General features: G+C 40.6%; 15 protein-coding genes. 6 read left to right on the forward strand and 9 right to left on the reverse strand.

The genetic code is table 11. The features are described 5' to 3' along the window. Window positions 1-4 precede the first annotated feature (4 nt). Complete coding sequence (locus AAFQ93_RS00940; protein WP_045762638.1) at window positions 5-1,384, reverse strand: TrkH family potassium uptake protein; 1,380 nt, start codon at window positions 1,382-1,384, stop codon at window positions 5-7. A gap of 32 nt (window positions 1,385-1,416) precedes the next feature. Further along, window positions 1,417-2,181, reverse strand: coding sequence for a nucleoside phosphorylase (locus tag AAFQ93_RS00945; RefSeq protein ID WP_301559178.1), 765 nt, complete (start codon window positions 2,179-2,181; stop codon window positions 1,417-1,419). Between the two features lie 97 nt (window positions 2,182-2,278). On the opposite strand from AAFQ93_RS00945, the gene AAFQ93_RS00950 reads away from it, so the two are divergent. After that, window positions 2,279-2,413 carry an HAD family hydrolase gene (locus AAFQ93_RS00950; protein ID WP_241768466.1) on the forward strand — a complete coding sequence of 45 codons (135 nt, stop codon included), beginning with the start codon at window positions 2,279-2,281 and terminating at the stop codon, window positions 2,411-2,413. Window positions 2,414-2,627: 214 nt separating this feature from the next. Here the strand turns inward: AAFQ93_RS00950 and mprF are convergent, their stop codons facing one another. The 3 genes from mprF to AAFQ93_RS00965 form a co-directional block, all read right to left on the reverse strand. Then, window positions 2,628-5,153 (reverse strand): bifunctional lysylphosphatidylglycerol flippase/synthetase MprF, encoded by a 2,526-nt coding sequence (mprF, locus tag AAFQ93_RS00955; protein ID WP_223140255.1) that lies wholly within the window; start codon window positions 5,151-5,153, stop codon window positions 2,628-2,630. 18 nt (window positions 5,154-5,171) lie between these two features. After that, the gene (locus AAFQ93_RS00960) at window positions 5,172-6,119 is read right to left on the reverse strand and encodes an AEC family transporter (protein ID WP_045762622.1); all 948 of its coding nucleotides are present in this window, start codon (window positions 6,117-6,119) and stop codon (window positions 5,172-5,174) included. Window positions 6,120-6,202: 83 nt separating this feature from the next. Continuing rightward, on the reverse strand, window positions 6,203-7,828 hold the full coding sequence (locus AAFQ93_RS00965; RefSeq protein ID WP_223141130.1) for a malolactic enzyme: 1,626 nt from the start codon (window positions 7,826-7,828) through the stop codon (window positions 6,203-6,205). Window positions 7,829-8,151: 323 nt separating this feature from the next. On the opposite strand from AAFQ93_RS00965, the gene AAFQ93_RS00970 reads away from it, so the two are divergent. The 3 genes from AAFQ93_RS00970 to AAFQ93_RS00980 all read left to right on the forward strand — a co-directional run bounded on the left by AAFQ93_RS00970 (window position 8,152) and on the right by AAFQ93_RS00980 (window position 9,936). After that, window positions 8,152-8,502, forward strand: coding sequence for a helix-turn-helix domain-containing protein (locus tag AAFQ93_RS00970; protein ID WP_045762636.1), 351 nt, complete (start codon window positions 8,152-8,154; stop codon window positions 8,500-8,502). Window positions 8,503-8,613: 111 nt separating this feature from the next. Next, a complete protein-coding gene (locus tag AAFQ93_RS00975) occupies window positions 8,614-9,489 on the forward strand; it encodes a LysR family transcriptional regulator (RefSeq protein ID WP_045762621.1) in 876 nt (291 codons plus the stop codon). Between the two features lie 297 nt (window positions 9,490-9,786). Beyond that, window positions 9,787-9,936, forward strand: a complete 150-nt coding sequence (locus tag AAFQ93_RS00980) for a hypothetical protein (RefSeq protein ID WP_241768464.1) — start codon at window positions 9,787-9,789, stop codon at window positions 9,934-9,936. A gap of 39 nt (window positions 9,937-9,975) precedes the next feature. Here AAFQ93_RS00980 and AAFQ93_RS00985 read toward each other — a convergent pair whose 3' ends face one another. Then, window positions 9,976-11,223: a carbohydrate-binding domain-containing protein gene (locus AAFQ93_RS00985; RefSeq protein ID WP_045762635.1), complete on the reverse strand. Its 1,248-nt coding sequence runs from the start codon at window positions 11,221-11,223 to the stop codon at window positions 9,976-9,978. A gap of 206 nt (window positions 11,224-11,429) precedes the next feature. Here AAFQ93_RS00985 and AAFQ93_RS00990 point away from each other — a divergent pair, with 206 nt between their 5' ends. Together AAFQ93_RS00990 and AAFQ93_RS00995 are read left to right on the forward strand one after the other, a co-directional pair. Further along, window positions 11,430-12,206, forward strand: coding sequence for a polyphosphate polymerase domain-containing protein (locus AAFQ93_RS00990; RefSeq protein WP_045762620.1), 777 nt, complete (start codon window positions 11,430-11,432; stop codon window positions 12,204-12,206). Continuing rightward, the gene (locus tag AAFQ93_RS00995) at window positions 12,199-12,882 is read left to right on the forward strand and encodes a DUF4956 domain-containing protein (RefSeq protein WP_223140256.1); all 684 of its coding nucleotides are present in this window, start codon (window positions 12,199-12,201) and stop codon (window positions 12,880-12,882) included. The genes AAFQ93_RS00990 and AAFQ93_RS00995 overlap by 8 nt, the downstream gene beginning before the upstream one ends. A 137-nt stretch (window positions 12,883-13,019) precedes the next feature. Here AAFQ93_RS00995 and AAFQ93_RS01000 read toward each other — a convergent pair whose 3' ends face one another. The 3 genes from AAFQ93_RS01000 to AAFQ93_RS01010 form a co-directional block, all read right to left on the reverse strand. Further along, entirely contained in the window at window positions 13,020-13,583 is a 564-nt protein-coding gene (locus AAFQ93_RS01000) for a sugar O-acetyltransferase (protein ID WP_223140257.1), read from the reverse strand. A 250-nt stretch (window positions 13,584-13,833) separates the two neighbouring features. Further along, complete coding sequence (rpoC, locus tag AAFQ93_RS01005) at window positions 13,834-17,496, reverse strand: DNA-directed RNA polymerase subunit beta' (protein WP_375555384.1); 3,663 nt, start codon at window positions 17,494-17,496, stop codon at window positions 13,834-13,836. Window positions 17,497-17,528: 32 nt separating this feature from the next. Beyond that, window positions 17,529-21,131 (reverse strand): DNA-directed RNA polymerase subunit beta, encoded by a 3,603-nt coding sequence (locus tag AAFQ93_RS01010; RefSeq protein WP_375555385.1) that lies wholly within the window; start codon window positions 21,129-21,131, stop codon window positions 17,529-17,531. Window positions 21,132-21,296: the final 165 nt, after the last annotated feature.

The following is a 21,296-nucleotide window of genomic DNA, read 5'->3' on the forward strand; positions in this document are numbered from 1 at the left end:
TTTCTTATCCTATGGTTATATCTGCTTTCATATAGTGAATCATATCTTTCTTATCTGGTCGATACTCAGCCAAACTGACTAATAGCGTCAGTGGCCCAATTCGTCCGATAAACATCAGTAGCATGACAATGCTGAGAGCTAATTTGCCTAATTCTGGTGTCAAATTAGCAGTTACTCCAACCGTGGCAAGCGCTGAAATTGTTTCAAACATCAGATAGATAAATTTCGGATTCCCTTCTGCTGTTATTCCTAGTAAAATCAAGCCAACCAGAAAAGTCAATAAAAAAATAATGAAGACACTGAATGATTTTTGGACTGTCCGAGGTTCAATCGTTCTCTGTGCTACATTGGCATGAGGTAACCCTAAAAGTTCACTGCGTGCGAATACCAACAAGACAAAGAAGGTTGTGATTTTTAGTCCCCCTGCTGTACCGCCAGGTGCCCCACCCAGAAACATCTGCAAAATATAGATCATCAAGGTAACAGGACTAGCCTGAGTAAAATCAATAGACGCAAATCCTGCCGTCCGCATGCTGACAGTTTGGAAGAAACTAACCAGCAATTTATCTGGGAAGCTGAGATTGCCAATCGTTCCCGAATTGTTCCACTCTATCAAGAGGGTTGAAACTGTTCCAGCAAATAAAATCCCCGCTGTTAAGAAGAGGACTAGCTTAGTATGGAAACGTAGACGACGCTTTTTCTTCTTTCCTAATTGGGTAGCCAAGTCGAACCAAACCATGAAACCTAGACCACCCGTAATAATCAAGCCTGCTATCACTAAATTAATCAAAGGATCAGTTTGAAAAGCTACTAAACTTGTACTTCCAAAATTATCAAATCCAGCATTACAGAAAGCTGAAATTGCTACGAAAATGGAAGTAAAAATTCCTCGGCCCCAACCAAACTCGGGGACAAAACGAAAACTCAGTAGAAAGGCTCCTAAACCTTCTACTAAAAAAGTCGTCAAAAAGATGGAACGTAGGAAATCCTTCAAAGACTGAGTTTCTTCAAAACTAAAACTCTCCAGAATCGTTTCACGACCTCGAAGACTTAGCTTTTGCTTGCTTTGAATATAGAAGACTCCTATAAAGGTCATGAGCCCCAAACCACCAATCTGAATCAAGACCATACAAATCAGCTGCCCCCAAACATTGTAGGTAGAAGCGACAGGTAAGGTAAACAGTCCTGTCACACAGACCATGGATACAGCTGTAAACAAATGATCAAAATAACCGGCATGAGATGTTGGAGCTTGTACGAGTGGTAGACTCAACAGGAGGGAACCTAGAAAAATAACCAAAGCAAAGCTTAAAAAGATTCGCCGAGCAGGTGATAAACGCCCCAAAGTGGTATTTATTTTTTCAACAATTAATTTTAATAACATAGCTACATTGTACCACAAAAAGCTGAGAATACTCACATATGACTAACGATCTCAAGACAGAGTTCTAGCGCCTTTTCAAAAGCTTCCGCACCCCAATCGCGCTGGTCATAGTTATCAAGATCTGCCAATGAATCAGCCGTAAACAGCAACTCACCCCAGATAACTCCACGAAGTTGAGCCACTGCCGCTAGAGCTGCACACTCCATCTCTACAACTGCACAGCCTTCTTCCTTGCGATAGGCAACTTTTTCAGTGGTTTCTCGGTAAAATCCGTCTGTCGACCAGGTCATGACTTCTTCGTAAGGGACACCTAGTTGTTCCAAGACTTGCTCGATGGCAGAAACAGCTTCTACATGAACATCCATATAACGAGATGGTGGCGCATAATGGTAGCTGGCTCCTTCATCACGCAATGCTCTGACTGGAACTAGAAAGGCATTTTCTTCTATATTAGTAAGCACCCCACAAGTACCGGTGGAAATGATTTTCTCCACACCGTAGCCAATCAACCAATCCATAAACTGGGCTGCTGGTGCAGAACCAACAGGAGCCTGGGCCAAACACACTTTTTCACCTTTGTAGTCCATAACATAAACAGGATAGGTTTTAGTGGCAGAAATGAACTCCCCAACGCACTCTGCTCCCACTTCCTGAGCATAGCGGTCAATTTCCTCCTCCAAAAACGCATAAATACACTTCTTTGGCAACTGTAAATCTAAACCTTCATGGTTGGGCATAATGACTGCCTGAGGATTGTCATCAAACTCTAAAATAGGAATAGCGTGTTTCTGAATCATAGAATACCTCCTCTAAATTTTTACTATTATATCAAAAGCAGAAAGAAAGTCAAAGTGAAGTCTAAATAAAAAACTTATCTTAAGGCAATGACCCCCTATGCTCAAAAAAACTGGAATTGGTGTTGCCATGGGCAACGCTCCTCAAGAATTGAAAGATGGAGTAGCCTTTGTGACAAAGACCAACAATGAAAACGGGGCTAGACAAGCTGTTGAAACCTATGTCCGGATTTAGAAACTATTTAAAATAGACACATAAAGGAAAACTGCACCCTACAGTTAAGCTAAAAATTCTAACTGTGAGGTGCAGTTTATTTTTGCAAAGGTTCAAATCATATTTGACCGAAAATCTGCTATTACTGTTTCAATAAGATTATAAAGACTTAAACTAAGTGCCTAGTCATGCAAAAAATCGAAAGTCATCATATACTGTTTAAAACTAATAGTTATTACGATAATCTCTTTACTTTTCGATTATCAACTCTATAAATGGCTAGCATATCTAGTATCAACCATGTATCACGGGGGTATGCAACATAGCGCGATTCCCAGATTGGATTAAACTTTTGTTTATATTGTCTAAGACCACTAAAGGAATAAAAGCGATTGGTAAAAGCATAGATGAGATAAGCCACTTTTTCCTGTAAGAAACTATGTTTCTCAGTTCCTACATTTGACAAGGGTGCCATACCTAAATCAAAGAAGATAACTCCTTCTTCTTTAAAATAAAGTAATAAGTTTACAAAAAGATAATCCATGATACCATCAGGGGCTGTCCTTAAGTGGTAGCGCATCAAATCAATACTGGCTTCTTCAGGTCCGTTACTTGCTAAAAAAGTAACAAAAGCCTGAACGTTATCATCCTTATCCCTTACAAGTGCGATCGGTGCTAGTTGAATATACTTTTCATCAAAGTAACCAAGTGAAAAACCTTTTTCTTGGCGGCCATCTAACCAGCTATCCGATATTTCTTTAAGGACGCTTAGCAAATCCTCATCAAAGGGAGGTTCTAAAACTTGAAATTGATATCCCTTATTCTCCAACTTATTAACAATCGTTCTAAATTTCTTCCCATGTTTCCCTTCGATTGTAAATCTCTCTAATGGCACCTGAGCAGTCTCGCCAAACTTCATAAAGTCATACCCATATTCATGAAGCAAGAGCGTCGTTTCTTGATTAACTTCATAGAAAATAACAGCTACATTTGCAGCCTCTGCATCTTCTAAAAACTGTGATAAGCCTTTTTCTAAATAGCCCGACTGCGCTAGTGGATCCGACATGACAACATACTTGTTGTTTTCAATTGCAAATTGGAACACCACTTTGTCTTGGCCATACTCTTGGTACCAATATAAGTATTTATCACCTAAAAAAGCTAAGGCCGCATCTAAATTGAGATTTGGTATTGTACTAACAAAATCTTGATAACGTTGCTTATCAAAGCTTTCTCCAATTTCCCCTTTGAATTGATTACTTTTACGAAGAAGCAACACATATAGAGACACCAAAACAAGGGACACACTAAGAAGATAAAGCCAATGTGTCATTACGTGAGAGAAATGGTTTAACTGAAACACATGATGAGGATTCAAATGCCCTAGCAAAACTAGTGTCAAAAAGAGCGTTCCACCAATATAAATAATATCTTTGCAACAATCTTCCCAAACATAGATATAATGCCTGCGAACAAATGTATCTTTCTTCCACCAAATGAGAGATAAAAGTTTGATTAAGAAAATACTACTTATTAAAGAAAAAGAACCAATATTCAAATAAACAAGGCTAACCAAACCTAGTCCAGTCGTAAGTGCTAAGGTAAATTTCAATCGTCGTTTGACTATTCTTGCTAGCAGAAAGAATAGAACACCGAGAAGGATACTAGGAAGTTGAAAAACAAACTGACCAGTACTAGTTGCAAGATCTTTAAGCAAAGGAAGATGCTCTAATTCTTGAGGAACTATAGCTGAAACGATAAAAAAGAAGCCAAAAAGTCGTAACCCCCAAACTAATACAATAGTGGATAAAGTCTCAATGACCTTGTGTGGAATTCCTAAATACTTCTCATTAAGTCGTCCACCCATATTTTTCAAGAATAGAACAACTCCTAAACCAAAAGGAAGAATATAATAGAATAACCTAAATAAAAGTAACCAACTTAGTGCCTGAGTCTTATCAATCCCAAGGCCAACTAAACCAGATACCATAATTAAATCAAAACTACCTAGACTACCAGGAATCATTGACATAATCCCGATTGTAATCGCAATCATAAAAAGGGGGATGATGTCATAAATCGGTAAATGAAACCCTAAAACAGATCCAACTAAAAGGAAAAAACCAATGATGCTAGCCCAATCAAGAGCTGAAGCCAATACTAATGATAAAATTGTTCTTCCACTCAGCTGACCAAAATAAGCCCAATTTTTTCTATTTGAAACAAATAGTACAATTGGAAGATAGAGACTAGCTCCTAAAAGAGCTGGCCAATACTGTTTAATCCCAATTGATACAGGGAATAACCCTGTTAAAACTAAGCTGATTAGAGCAAACAGTGAGAATCCACTCATGAAATAAGGAATGACACGAGAAATCCCCGGCATACTTTTTTCAGGTCGTTCTTCATCTCCATAGAAAGAATATCGTAAACCAACATCCACCAAACCGGCAAAACCAATCATATTATTCAAGCTATTAATAGTCCAGCTAGTTTCGAGTAAGTAAGAAATTTTTTGTTTTTGATGAAGCTCTTGATTTAAGATTCTATCATAGATGATCATTGGCGCAACGGCCATAAAACCAAACAATGCTAAACAGATGACATTTAGTGGAGACAGTCCTCCCAGTATTTCTTTAATCTTATCAAACGAAATTGTTTTAAAAAGTCTAGTTATCTCTACAATAACTAGACTAGTAATAGACAGAAATAAAACGAGTTTGATAAGTGTTTGCCATTTTTTAAGCCAATTCAAAAGCATTTGCAAACTCTACTCCTTTTATCCTAATAATGTCTGTAGAATCGGAACCACAATTACAAATAAAACCGTACTGAGAGTGACCACATTCGTTGAAAACTCAACATCGCCTTTTCCTTGATTGGCAAGGATAGGAAGAACCGCTAAAGCAGGTGTTGCTGATTGAATCATAAAGGTTCTAAATTCTGATGCTACCATATTTGGAGAGAAGAACTTCAAAACTAGGAGCATGATGACCGGCGCAAGGATAAAACGACCAACCAGTGTGATAATGGTATCCTTATCAAAGCGAATGGTCTTAAGTCCCGCCTTCGCTAGAACGATACCAATATAGACAAGTGATAATGGCGTTGTTAAACTACCAATATAGGTCAAGGTACTTTCCGCAAAACTTGGAACAGGCAGACGGAGCACTAAAAAGGCGAGGGCTACGAGAAAACCTAATAAAGGAGCAGGGAAGAGCTTCTTCCAATTAAATTTTTGAGTCTGTTTTGAAGCCCCTTCTTTGCTATCAGAAGTCATCAGATAGACACCTAAGGTCCAAGTAGAGATAGTATTTGTAATATAATATACCAAGAAGTAAGGAAGGGCTTGATCCCCAAACAGAGCGATATTTAAAGGCAAACCAATGAAAATAGTATTGGCATTGACAAAGGTATTAATCATGGTTCCTCGGCGTCCTGAGCGCACTTTAAAAACTTTCACCGCAATAAAGGCCGCTAGATAACCAAGAATGAAGGCGATAAACGTATAGAGCAAACCACCAGACAAGCTAATCAGCTTATCTAAGGTTAAATATTTAAGAACAGAGGTAAAAATTGCCACAGGCATAGCCACATTCATAATGAGTTTAGATAAGTCATTTCCAAAACTCTCTTGGAACCAACCACGGACTTGCAAGAAATAACCAAGAATGATGATGACGATAATGGGTACAATACTCTGAATTGACGTTATAAAGATTTCCATAGTCTCCCTTTCTTTATAATAGGACATATAGCAAAAGGGGTACGAGGCATCCAGTCGCACTCGTACACCCCATTTCCATTTACTTATTTATATTCTGGATACCATTTCAAATCACGGACCGCTTTAGCCATATCTGTTTCTTGAGCACGTGCAAGACCTTGTTCTTGTGCTTTTTTAGCAACTGCTTCCGCTACTTTGATGGAAACATCGGCTACATACTTAAACGGAGGTAAGACTGGTGCTCCAGGTTGACCTGGATTGACAATCCCACTCAATGAATGTGCAGCGGCACCAATCATTTCATCTGTCAAGAGACTCGCTTCAGAGGCCAACATACCAAGTCCAAGACCTGGATAGATCAACGCATTGTTCGCTTGACCAATCACGTAGTCTACTCCTTTATAGGAAACTGTACCAGCTGGAATTCCTGTTGCAACAAACGCTTTTCCATCTGACCATTCAATCAAATCTTTGGCACTTGCTTCTGCGAGCTTCGTAGGATTAGACAATGGGAAGATCATTGGACGTTCAGTATTTTCACACATAGCCTCTACGATTTCTTTAGTGAAGGTATTTGGCTGAGTTGAAGTTCCCACAAGAATGGTTGGCTTAACCGTCTTCACTACTTCAAGAAGGTCCGTTAACTTATCCGCATTGGCAAAATCAGAGCGTTTCTTAGCAAATGGTTTTTGTTCTGGAGTTAGGTCGTCCATGTCATCAAAGAGGAGACCTTGTTTATCTACCATAAAGAAGCGTTTATAGGCTTCTTCTTCAGACAGACCTTCACTAACCATTTCGCGAAGCACACGAGAGGCAATCCCTGCACCAGCAGTTCCACCACCATAGCAGAGGTAAACTTGATCCGTTAATTTTTCATCTGTAATATCCAGTGAACCAAAGATACCACCCAAGGTCACGATACCAGTTCCTTGGATATCATCGTTAAAGGTTGGAATTTGCTTCCGGTATTTTTCAAGAATGTTGGCAGCATTTAAGCGACCGAAATCTTCCCAGTGAAGGTAGAGTTTAGGGAAAAGACGTTCTGCAGTTTGGACAAATTGATCGATAAAATCATAGTAACGATCACCACGTACACGTTCGTGACGATTTCCTAAGTAATTAGGATTGTTACGCAATTCTTCACGGTTGGTACCTGCATCAATGACTAAAGGAAGCACCATGGAAGGATCAATTCCTGCAGCTCCAGTATAGACCATCAATTTCCCAACAGAAATATCGACACCATTTGTACCCCAGTCACCAATACCGAGAATACCTTCTGCATCTGTCACAACAATAAGACGAATTTCACGATCACCCGCTGCATTTTTCAAAGTTGTTTCGATATTTTCAGGGTGATTGATGTCAAGATAGGCCGCATATTGTGGATCTACAAAGAGGTCGCTATAACCCTCAATGGTATCAGCAATGGTTGGGTCATAGACAATGGGATTAAATTCTTCCAAATGTTGAGCAAACAGGTAATAGAAAAGGGTACGGTTGGTATTAAAAATTTCCATCAAGAATAAACGTTTTTCCAAATCGTTAACCTTTGTTTGCATTTGCGCATAAGTTTGTGCTGCTTGTTCTTCAATGGTTTGAACGTAAGGTGGCAGAAGGCCAATGAGACCTAGTTTCTGACGTTCCTCCAAGGTAAAGGCAGTTCCTTTGTTAAGGAAGGGGTTGTTTAAAATATCATGTGCAGTCATCATGTGACCTCCTTATTAGTTTATTCTATTATAACACTTTTTTGCTTTATATGACACTTTGTTCTATATATGATACAATATGAATGAGTCACTAAATGAAAATTTAGACGACGCACCCTAAAATGACGGAACTTCAAGCAATAACAAGATAATAGATTTATCCATTCCTTACTAAATCGTCCTGATCATCTTTTTAAAAAGCGAGATCCTTTCCACGTTTTTAGAAGGTTATTCCCATCAAAAATTAAAAATATGTTTCTTATAGCATACTTTGTTTTGTTTAAGGTGTTAATTTTGTTATTTAAAACTTGTATTCTGGTTACATGAAAACAAAACATTATTTACAACGGTATATAGCGCAAAAAGTCAAATATTTGCGAAATAAACAGAACATGAGTCAAGAGGAGCTGTCGGAACGGGCAGACCTTGGATTAAAATACATCAATCAATTGGAAAATCAAAATGTGAATCTGACCATTCACAGTCTTGAAAAAGTCATTTCTGCTCTTGAGTTAACTCCTGAAGAATTCTTCAATTTTGATTCACTCGAAGCATCTTCAGATCCTACCGATAGCCTTTCACTTAAGAGAGTAAATATGAAAATCAAACAACTTCCAGTTGGAAAAAGGGAGAAGTTCCTAAAGATTTTCGAAGATCTTTTAGATAGCCTTTAATTGTCCTCTGACTCACCTTAGATTGTAACAAATAAAAAATCATATAGTCAAATTAGCTATCACGGATAATTTTTACTTATCCATTTCTGTCTATTTAGAAGAGGGAGCCCAATGAATCTTAAGGACTTTTATTATTTTTTTGATCTTAGTCAACAGCAATCCTTTACTGGGGTTGCGCAAAAACACGGGATCAGTCAACCATCCGTTTCCTATGCGATTAAACGACTAGAAAAGGAATTTCACTGCCAATTAATTGTGCACGATCCTTCTCACCGTACTTTCAAATTGACGCCCCAAGGAGAAATCTTGCTACGACATATTCAAAAGGTCTTACCTGAGATTCAAGGGGCAAAAAAAGAGATTCTACGGAGTCTCTCTCAATTCAATACGATTGGTTTCCCACCAATCATCATTGACTATCTTGTCCGAAAACAACCCGCCTTTATCAGTAATGTTGCAGCTCTTCAAAGTATCCATCCTGTTCAAGAAGGATCTGTCGAACTGTTGGAATTACTTTCCAAAGGAGAGCTAGATGCTAGTTTTTTGGGGAGTTTGGAACCGATTAAAGACCATCGCTTCCAGGTAAGAGAAATGGCCAAACGAGATCTCTTCTATATCCTTCATCACAACCATCCACTAGCCTCAAAAAAGATATTACAATTTTCAGACGTCATCAATGAAGATTTTATCATTCCAGATGAGCACTTTGTTCATTTAAAAGCCTTTGAACAGTTGAATGAGCGTTATCACCATAAGGCTACTCCCTTCTTTCAGACGGATGATATTCAGCTTCTAAAACAACTCCTTCGGAAACAAGTTGGAATTAGCTTACTAGCAGATCTTGCACTAACAGATGGTGAAGAAGAACTGATCGCGATTCCGATGGCAGAAAATGAACGGATTAGTTTTTACGTTTCATTAGTTGAACCGAAGGAAAGTAATCTCAAACCGGAGGTCATCCAATTCTTTGAAAAATTACTAAACTAGTCGCCATCTTTGTTCTTAGTGCTAATGTAGAAGCATAAATAAAGTAACTAGCTAGTATTTTTTACGTATAAAAATAAAGTAGAAACACCGATAAAATAAGGATTCCTGCAAATTTGTAGGAATCCTATTTTTTTCGTGAGTTTTGTGTATTTAAATTATTTCAGGTATATTTTTCTTGTTCGGTTTTTTATTAATAACTAGAGATATGAAAAGTCCAAAAGCCTTGATTAATATATCGTTGATAAGTTTTTAAAAACCGGTATCAGAGAAAATAGTTTATTAAAAAGGGGACGTATTTTGAAAAAATATACTATTTTACGTAAACAAACTCTAACCTTAGCTTCCGTTGTTTTAGGAACTGTCTTCACAGGAACTACTATTGCTTCTGCTGATGACGTCACACCTGCAACAACCCAAGCTGCTCCTGCAGCTTTTCCCAAAAATTGAAAAAAATCTCCCTTCTCTTTCGAGAAAGGAGATTTTCTTTTATGGGTGACCACCAGGTGCACCACCACCAGGGCCATCATTTCCTTGAGGGCCACCGCCAGGTGCTCCTCCGCCTCCAGGCATGGAATTGACGATTTCAGTTTGTTTTTCACCATTGAGGTAGATGTCTCCACCTGTGTAGGTCGCTGTTCCGTCAAAGTCAAAACCAGATTGACCTGTCATTTTGATGGTTCCTCCATTAACTGTAATATTACCGTTTGAATCAATTGGATCCGTGTCTCCTTGGCCAACTTCAACTGTTAAGTTCCCTCCATTCATGGTGAAGAAAATTTCACTTTGTTGGGCATTTTTGTTGGCTGCATTGACACCATCATCTGTTGAGTAAATGCTGATGTCTCCACCGTTGATGGTGATAGACTTACCTTCAAGCCCTTCTGTAGAGTTCTTGACTGTATAGGTTCCACTATCGATAACCAAATCACCTGAGGCATGGATACCATCATCACCTGCAGTAACGGTTATAGTGTTATCAGAGAGATACATGGTTCCAACAGATGTATCCTCATCATTGTCGACCTTGACACCATCTTCCTTAGCATCGATAGTCATTGTCGTTCCAGTAATGTTGAGTTCATCATTAACATTAAAGGCGTCTCCAACTGCTGTGATATTGTAGGTTCCGCCAGTGATGTGAAGTGTATCGTTGGCCTTAATACCATTGTTTTTCTTACCATCTACATTGAGAGTTCCTTTACCATTGATGGTCAAGTCCACTTTAGAGAAGAGGGCCGCGTCAGCCTTGTCATCACTATTTGAAGCTGAATCTGAGAGGCTATTGGTTGTGCCATCTGCTAGAGTTAAGTAAACATGGCCAGCTGATGTAGCAGAAATAGCTGCATTGGTATTGGTCATGGTGACACCATTTAGAACGATGTGTACGTCATCTGAACTTCCAGCTTCGATCTTGATTTGAACTCCATCAGATTGACCAGAAATCACATAGGTACCTGACTTAGAGATTGTAACGGTAGATCCTGATACGGCCACTCCGTCACCTGATACCGTCGCCGTTGATCCTGACAAAGTTACAGTTGCAGCTGTTTTTTCATCATAAGAAGTATCATAGTCCTTATCTGTAAAGTAACTAGATGTTTTCTTATTGGTAGTTACTGTTGTCGTTGCAGTACTATTGCTAGCTGTTGTATTTGAGGTTGACTGGGTACATGCTGTTACCAGTGCTAGAGTTGTTATACTTGTTAATAGGAATGTCCATTTTTTTGCTTTCATGCTCGTTTCCTCGTCTTTCATTTTACATGCTCTTAGTCTACGGGTCTTTCCTAAAAGAAGCCTAAACTTTTTCTGAAAGTTTTCTTAAGTTTAGTTTCAATTAAGTTAAATTTAACAAAAGTTTTAGAAACCCCCTCTAGAATTGTAGACAAGCAAGTTCACCTTGTTTAAAAATAGTATAACTGAAAGCAAGAGGAGAAAGACTTATGAAACCATTAGAAACAACTTTCAAACGGATTGAAACCAAATATATTGTCTCCAAAGATAAAATAGACAAACTCATCCAAGATTTAAAAGAATATTTAGTAGAAGACGACTATCCAATTTCAACTATTTCAAATATCTACTTTGATACGGAAGATTTTGATGTGCTCCAAGATGATGATTTTGGAAATAATCGAAAAGAAAAGGTTCGGATGCGGACCTATCTCAGTCAACCCAAAGCAGATAGTCAAGTATTTTTAGAAATCAAAACCAAGGATCAAGAAGGAGTTGGTCGCAAATTTAGACTACTCTCAACTCCTATTTCTATTCTTAATTTTATGACAAAAGGGCACCTGGATGCTAGCATTACTGATACAGTCGTCATTGAAAAAGTGAAAAAACTTCATCAGGATTACAAGCAGGCTATCCAGCCTCGTATGTACATCTACTACGATCGTTATTCATTAAAAGAAAAAAAATACATCGAGGGCTACGACTATAATAAAATTCGTATCACAATTGACCAAAATCTAGTCTATAGAGATGAAAATGTCAGTCTTTTCGCTGGAAACCATGGAGATGCTTTACTAGATGACAATACTGTAATTATGGAGATTAAGGCTCCTGGAAACAAACCCCAGTGGTTACAAAACATCCTAGACAAGTATGGTTTGATGGAGCACAAATTTTCAAAATACAGTTGTGCTTACCACAAATCTCAAGGGCTTCCTTATACACCACGTCCCAGTATAGAAAGCGCAGGTACTGCTTATGCTTAATCTATTTAATTCAATTTTCAACAATGCCACTGCAAGTGCTGATCCCTTCCAACTACTGCTGGCACTTCTAGTCAGTCTAGTCCTCGGTTTGGCACTTACTTGGACCTACAAATATCGGACCCTCTACACCAGAGAATTTGCTATCAGCTTGACTCTGCTTCCCTGCCTTATGACCTTAGTTATTTTTCTGGTCAATGGAAGCTTGGGAACTTCAATTGCTGTAGCAGGAACTTTTAGTTTGATTCGTTTCCGTTCTGCAACTAGTGGTTCAAGAGAACTGATTGCAATTTTCCTAGCCATGATTATCGGTCTGGCTTGTGGAACAGGCTATCTCTTCCTAGCAATTCTCTTCACGCTCTTTATCTTGGGCGTTTGGTTCCTTTTGGAAAATCAACAAGTCAAAACTGACAATCAACGTCGTAGACTTTTGACAATCACGGTAGCTAATCAATATAAGGTACAAGAAGCTCTCCAATCAGCTCTTGACCAATTCTGCTCAGAAATTGACATGATTACGATCAATAGCACAAATGCAGGGGACAACCTTAGTATTGTCTATGAAGTCGAGCTAAAAACAGAGGTCGATGATTTCCAAGTGACTAGCTATCTTACACAAAATATTGATCAATGCGATGTGGTATTGACTAAAAAAGCTAAAAAGAGAAAGAATCTCTAAAAACGAAAAACGAGGCTGGGATAAAAATTCCGACCTCGTTTTTTGCTAGCAATAGGTTTTTGAAACTGAGACTGATTAGGCTTTCCAATTCCAAAGAGCTCTTGTGAAAAAGACTTCACTTTCTCTTTCTACAACCTTTAGTTTCCTTTAACTGGAATCTCTTTGATAACTCGTGCTGGATTTCCTGCTAGAACTACGTTGTCACCAAAGGATTTTGTAATGACCGCTCCTGCTCCTGCAACGACATTATCACCTAAAGTAACACCCGGTAGGACAATGACACCACCACCTGCCCAAAAATTCTTACCAATCGTGATGGGTTTGCCAAATTCTAGTCCCGAGTTTCGTTCATCGGGGTCCAGTGGGTGAAGGGGTGTTAAAAATTGACAGTTGGGACCAATCATAGCATTGTCACCGATGGTTATAGGACAAACATCTAGCATAGTTAAATTCCAATTGGAATAAAAATTTTCTCCCAGATGAATATTGACCCCGTAATCTACCACCAATCGAGGATTGACATAGAGGTTTTGACCCGTAGAGCCAAACCATCCTTTGATGATTTCCATACCTTTTACTGGATCAACTTCTTCATTAAAAGCAGCTTGCTTTTGTCGCGCTGTTTGTGCTAGAGAACGGAGTTCTGGGTCGAATGGGTGATAGGGTTCCCCCACAATCATTTTTTGGTATTCAGTTTTCATATCTTGATGTCCTTGCTTTTTTAGATGATTGTAGCATAGTATTGTATCTCGAGCAAGTTAAAATAAGTCGCTCTTTATGAATTGAAAATGTGAGTAGAACGCAAACCTAACATTAAATACAAAAAGCGAGCAAAGCTAGTTTTCTGACAATCAGAATTCTGCCTTGTTCGCTTTTTTATCTAGTGGATCCTTCTTAAGAATCTATAGTGAATGATTAATCTTTTCATCTCAGATCTTAAGTAACACCTACTTATTCGCTTACTTCAACAGTTTCAACGACTTCTTCTACAGTCGTATCTACTGAAGTTTCTTCTTGAGAAGATGCTAGGTAAGACTCTTCATTGATAGCTTGTGGTTCAAGGTTACGGTAACGTGCCATACCTGTACCAGCTGGGATAATCTTACCGATGATAACATTTTCCTTAAGTCCAAGGAGATGGTCTTTCTTACCGCGGATAGCCGCATCTGTAAGGACACGAGTTGTTTCCTGGAAGGAAGCCGCTGACAAGAAACTATTTGTTTCAAGTGAGGCTTTGGTGATTCCCATAAGGACTGGACGACCTGTCGCTGGTACTCCACCTGCGATGAGAACATCCTTGTTAGCATCTGTAAAGTCGTTGATGTCCATAAGAGTTCCCATGAGAAGATCTGTATCCCCTGGATCCATAACACGAACTTTACGGATCATTTGACGAACCATTACCTCAATGTGTTTGTCTCCGATTTCTACCCCTTGGCTACGGTAAACTTTTTGTACTTCACCGAGAAGGTAGGTTTCAACTGACAAGACATCACGTACAGCAAGGAGACGTTTTGGTTGGATAGAACCTTCTGTCAATGCTGCACCACGAGAAACTTGGTCTCCAACTTCGACACGCATACGAGCTGTAAATGGTACCACGTATTCGCCTTCTCCAGTTTCACCTTTAACGAAGACTTTCTTAGTACGAGTTGAAGCATCTTCTTCGATAGCAGTAACTTGTCCTTTGACTTCTGTGATAACCGCTTCCCCTTTAGGATTGCGGGCTTCAAAGATTTCTTGGACACGAGGAAGACCCTGAGTGATATCGGTATTTGAGGCAACCCCACCCGTGTGGAAGGTACGCATTGTAAGCTGTGTACCAGGTTCCCCGATAGATTGGGCAGCGATTGTACCAACTGCTTCACCAACTTCAACCGCATCACCAGTCGCCAAGTTGATACCATAACAGTGACGGCAGACACCATGACGAGTGTTACATGTAAATACAGAGCGGATAGTCACTTCTTCAACACCAGCATTGACGATTTCACGCGCCTTGTCTTCTGTGATCAATTCATTTGGACCGATGATAACTGCACCAGTTTCTGGGTGTTTAACAGTTTTCTTAGTGTAACGACCATTGAGACGTTCTTCAAGAGACTCAATCATCTCTTTACCTTCAGTAATAGAACGGATCAAGAGTCCACGGTCAGTTCCACAGTCATCCTCACGGATGATAACGTCTTGGGCAACGTCAACCAAACGACGAGTCAAGTAACCTGAGTCGGCTGTCTTAAGAGCCGTATCGGTCATACCTTTACGAGCACCGTGTGTTGAGAAGAACATTTCGAGTACTGACAAACCTTCGCGGAAGTTTGAAAGGATTGGCAATTCCATGATACGTCCGTTCGGAGCAGCCATCAGACCACGCATACCGGCAAGCTGTGAGAAGTTTGAGATGTTACCACGGGCTCCAGAGTCCATCATCATAACGATAGGGTTCTTAGGATCTTGGTTGGCAACCAAACGTTTCTCCAATTTTTCACGGGCAGCACGCCATTCAGCTGTAACAGCATTGTAGCGTTCGTCATCTGTGATCATACCACGACGGAATTGTTTAGTAATTTGTTCTACACGTTTGTGTGATTCTTCGATGATTTCAGCCTTGTCTTCAACGACTGGAATATCAGCAATACCCACTGTCAAACCTGCAAGAGTTGAATGGTGGTAACCGAGGTTCTTCATACGGTCAAGTAGGGCAGATGTTTCTGTCGTACGGAAACGTTTGAAGATTTCAGCGATGATATTTCCAAGGTTTTTCTTCTTGAATGGAGGGTTAAGCTCAAGTTTGCTGATAGCTTCCTTGATATCTCCACCTAGTGGCAAGAAGTATTTAGCTGGAACGCCTTCTGTCAAGTTGGCATTATTTGGTTCTTGCAAGTAGGGTAGACCTTCTGGCATGATATCGTTGAAGAGGATCTTACCAACAGTTGTAAGCAAGATTTTGTGTTTTTGCTCTTCTGTCCATGGTTTGTTAAGACTGTCTGTTGCGATACCAACACGTGAGTGGAGGTGAACATAGCCATTGCGGTAAGCCATAACAGCTTCGTCACGGTCTTTGAAGACCATTCCTTCACCTTCACGACCAGCTTCTTCCATGGTCAAGTAGTAGTTACCCAAAACCATGTCCTGAGATGGAGTAACAACTGGTTTACCATCTTTCGGGTTCAAGATGTGCTCAGCAGCCAGCATCAAGATACGAGCTTCTGCTTGGGCTTCTTCTGAAAGCGGTACGTGGATGGCCATTTGGTCCCCGTCAAAGTCGGCATTGTAGGCTTCACAGACAAGCGGGTGCAAGCGAAGGGCCTTACCATCAATCAAGACTGGCTCGAAGGCTTGGATACCCAAACGGTGAAGGGTCGGTGCGCGGTTCAAAAGCACTGGGTGTTCTTTGATCACTTCTTCAAGGATATCCCAGATACGCTCATCTCCGCGTTCCACCAAGCGTTTAGCAGCTTTGACGTTTTGCACGATATCACGGGCAACAATTTCACGCATCACGAATGGTTTAAAGAGCTCGATAGCCATTTCACGTGGCACACCACATTGGTACATCTTAAGAGTTGGACCAACGGCGATAACGGAACGTCCTGAGAAGTCAACACGTTTACCGAGCAAGTTTTGACGGAAGCGTCCTTGTTTACCTTTGAGCATGTGGCTCAATGATTTAAGTGGACGGCTACCTGGTCCTGTAATCGGACGACCACGACGACCATTGTCAATCAAAGCGTCAACCGCTTCTTGAAGCATACGCTTCTCATTTTGAACGATGATACCTGGTGCGTTCAACTCAAGCAAACGAGCCAAACGGTTGTTACGGTTGATAACACGACGGTAAAGGTCGTTCAAGTCAGATGAGGCAAAACGGCCACCATCCAACTGCAACATTGGACGAAGATCTGGTGGAATAACCGGAAGGATGTTAAGAATCATCCATTCAGGTTTGTTTCCAGACTTGTAAAAGGCATCCAAAACATCCAAACGACGGATAGCTTTGATACGTTTTTGTCCAGTTGCTGTCTTCAATTCTTCTTTAAGCTCAGCAATTTCTTTTTCAAGATCTACTTGTTTCAAGAGGTCTTGGATAGCTTCGGCACCCATTTTAGCAACGAATGATCCGTAGCCATATTCACGCAAGCGCTCACGGTATTCACGCTCTGTCATGATTGATTTGTGCTCAAGTGGTGTATCCTTCGGATCGATCACCACATAAGCTGCAAAGTAGATAACTTCCTCAAGTGCACGAGGACTCATATCAAGGGTCAAGCCCATACGGCTTGGAATCCCCTTGAAATACCAGATATGAGATACAGGAGCTTTCAACTCGATGTGTCCCATACGTTCGCGACGAACTTTTGTACGCGTTACTTCAACACCACAACGGTCACAAACAATCCCTCTGTAACGAATGCGTTTGTACTTACCACAAGCACATTCCCAGTCTTTTGTAGGACCAAAGATGACTTCGTCAAATAGTCCTTCACGTTCTGGTTTCAACGTACGGTAATTGATTGTTTCAGGTTTTTTGACTTCTCCATAAGACCATGAACGGACTTTGCTTGGAGAAGCTAGTGTGATTTGCATACTTTTAAAACGATTTACGTCAACCACTATTTCTTCCCTTTCTATTCTAAGTGAGCTACTTATTCTTGTTCAGTAGCTTCTTCTGTTGCTTCCGCTTTTGCACCTTCTTCAGCTTCAAAAGCAGCTTTTGCTTCTTCAGCAGCTTTTTTACGTGCTTTTTCAAGGTCATCTACGTGGATGACATCTTCGTCCATGCCCTCGTCAAGATCACGAAGTTCAACTTCTTGATCATCTTCGTCAAGAACACGCATGTCAAGACCAAGTGATTGTAATTCTTTAACAAGAACTCGGAAGGATTCTGGAACACCTGGTTTTGGAATTGGTTTTCCTTTTGTAATAGCTTCATAGGCTTTCAAACGTCCGTTGATGTCGTCAGACTTGTAAGTCAAGATTTCTTGAAGGACATTTGAGGCACCATAGGCTTCAAGCGCCCAAACCTCCATCTCACCGAAACGTTGTCCACCAAACTGAGCCTTACCTCCGAGTGGTTGTTGCGTAACTGTTGAGTATGGTCCGACAGAACGAGCGTGCAATTTATCATCAACCATGTGGTGGAGTTTGATCATGTACATGACACCAACTGACACACGGTTATCAAATGGTTCACCAGTACGTCCATCGTAAAGGATAGTCTTAGCATCGCTATCCATACCTGCTTCCTTAACAGTTGACCAAAGATCTTCTGAACTTGCTCCGTCAAAGACTGGTGTTGCGATGTGGATACCAAGAGTACGAGCTGCCATACCAAGGTGAAGCTCCATAACCTGACCGATATTCATACGCGATGGCACCCCAAGTGGGTTCAACATGATATCGACTGGAGTTCCATCTGGAAGGTAAGGCATATCTTCTACAGGAACGATACGAGAGACAACCCCTTTGTTCCCGTGACGTCCGGCCATCTTATCTCCGACCTTGATCTTACGTTTTTGAGCGATGTAAACTCGAACCAGCATGTTAACACCTGATTGCAATTCATCACCATTTGCACGTGTAAAGATCTTAACATCACGAACAACACCATCGGCACCGTGGGGTACGCGAAGTGAAGTATCGCGAACTTCACGAGATTTGTCTCCGAAAATAGCGTGCAAGAGACGTTCTTCAGCTGAAAGGTCTTTTTCACCCTTAGGTGTTACTTTACCTACAAGGATATCCCCTTCTTTAACCTCAGCACCGATACGGATAATACCCATTTCGTCAAGGTCTTTAAGGGCATCTTCACCAACGTTTGGAATTTCACGAGTGATTTCTTCAGGCCCAAGCTTTGTATCGCGTGTTTCTGATTCGTATTCTTCAAGGTGGACAGATGTATAGACATCATCTTTAACCAAGCGTTCGCTCATGATAACGGCATCCTCGAAGTTGTAACCTTCCCATGTCATGTAGGCAACGATTGGGTTTTGTCCAAGCGCCATTTCTCCATTTTCCATAGAAGGTCCGTCAGCAATGAAATCACCTTTTTCAACGATATCGCCAACTTTTACGAGAGTACGTTGGTTGTAGGCAGTACCTGAGTTTGAACGACGGAATTTTTGAATGTGGTAAACATCCAATGAGCCATCTTCACGACGAACTTCTACCTTGTCAGCATCTGCATAGGTAACCTTACCACCATGTTGTGCAATAACTGCAGCTCCTGAATCATGAGCTGCTTGGTATTCCATACCAGTACCCACGTAAGGTGCTTTGGGATCAATCAATGGCACAGCCTGACGTTGCATGTTGGCTCCCATGAGGGCACGGTTGGAGTCATCGTTTTCCAAGAAAGGAATACATGCTGTCGCAACGGCAACTACCTGCTTAGGCGAAACGTCCATATAATCAACACTTGATGCTGGATATTCTTGGTTAACCCCTTGGTGACGTCCCATGACAACTTTTTCAGCAAAAGTGCCATCTGCGTTCAATTTAGAGTTAGCCTGCGCTACTGTGAACTCATCTTCTTCATCGGCTGTCAACCAAACGATTTCGTTGGTTACTTTTCCAGTTGCACGGTCAACCTTACGATATGGTGTTTGAATGAAACCATACTTGTTGAGGTGCCCGTATGAAGACAAGTTGTTGATCAAACCGATGTTTGGCCCTTCAGGTGTTTCAATTGGACACATACGACCATAGTGAGTGTAGTGCACGTCACGCACTTCATATCCAGCGCGGTCACGTGTCAAACCACCAGGTCCTAAGGCAGACAAACGACGCTTGTGTGACAACTCAGAAAGTGGGTTGTGTTGGTCCATGAACTGTGACAATTGAGAAGAACCAAAGAATTCTTTGATAGCTGCAGTTACTGGACGGATATTGATAATTTGTTGTGGTGTTAGTACTTCGTTATCTTGAACAGACATACGTTCACGAACGTTACGTTCCATACGTGAAAGTCCAAGACGCACTTGGTTGGCAAGCAATTCACCAACAGCACGGATACGACGATTTCCGAGGTGGTCAATATCGTCCACACGACCAATACCTTCTGCTAAGTTGAGGAAGTAGCTCATCTCAGCCAAGATATCTGCAGGCGTTACGATACGAACCTTGTCATCTGGATTTGCATTACCGATGATTGTTACAACACGATCTGGATCAGTTGGTGCAACAACCTTGAATTTTTGAAGAACAACTGGCTCTGTTACTACAGCAGCATCATTTGGAATGTAGACAATCTTGTTCAAATCGCCATCCAAATGACTTTCAATGCTTTCAATCACGCTACGAGTCATAACTGTCCCAGCTTCCACCAAGATTTCACCTGTTTCAGGGTCTACCAATGGTTCAGCAATGGTTTGGTTAAGCAAACGTGTTTTAACATTGAGTTTTTTATTGATCTTGTAACGACCAACTGCAGCCAAGTCATAACGACGTGGGTCAAAGAAACGAGCTACAAGCAAGCTACGTGAGCTTTCAGCAGTCTTAGGCTCACCTGGACGAAGGCGTTCGTAGATTTCCTTCAAAGCTTCGTCTGTACGAGAGTCCATTGGGTTCTTGTGAATATCTTTTTCAACAGTGTTACGAACAAGATCGCTGTCACCAAAGATATCAAAGATTTCATCATCGCCTGAGAAACCAAGCGCACGAACCAAGGTCGTAAATGGAATCTTACGAGTACGGTCGATACGAGTGTAGGCGATGTCTTTTGAGTCGCTTTCAAGTTCCAACCAAGCTCCACGGTTAGGGATAACAGTTGAACCGTAACCCACTTTACCATTTTTGTCTACCTTGTCATTAAAGTAAACACCTGGAGAACGCACCAACTGTGATACGATGATTCGTTCACCACCGTTGATGATGAAAGTACCCATCTCAGTCATGATTGGGAAGTCACCAAAGAAAACTTCCTGTGTTTTGATTTCGCCAGTTTCTTTGTTAATCAAGCGGAAGGTTACAAAGATAGGTGCTGAATAGCTGGCATCGTGGATACGAGCCTCTTCTAGCGTATATTTAGGTTCTTTGATTTCGTAGCCAACAAATTCCAACTCCATTGTGTCTGTGAAGTTTGAAATTGGCAATACATCTTCAAACACTTCCTTCAGACCATGGTCTAGGAAATCTTTGAATGAATCAGTTTGAATTTCAATCAAATTTGGTAAGTCAAGAACTTCTTTGATTCTTGAAAAACTACGACGGGTACGATGTTTCCCGTATTGAACGTCATGTCCTGCCAAGATGATTCTCCTTTTTAAATAAAGTTCCAAGCTTAGTGATCTAAGCTAGTAATTATCGTTAGATGGTTCTAAAAACCCTATCAACTTATCCCCCTCGACTAATTTTCAGAATCTTTAAATCTTTGTTACAAAGGTCGAAAAACCTGAAAAAAAGCACAAAAAGAG

It is taken from the genome of Streptococcus nidrosiense, assembly GCF_042140045.1.
In the GTDB taxonomy this organism is placed as follows: Bacteria; Bacillota; Bacilli; order Lactobacillales; family Streptococcaceae; genus Streptococcus; species Streptococcus nidrosiense.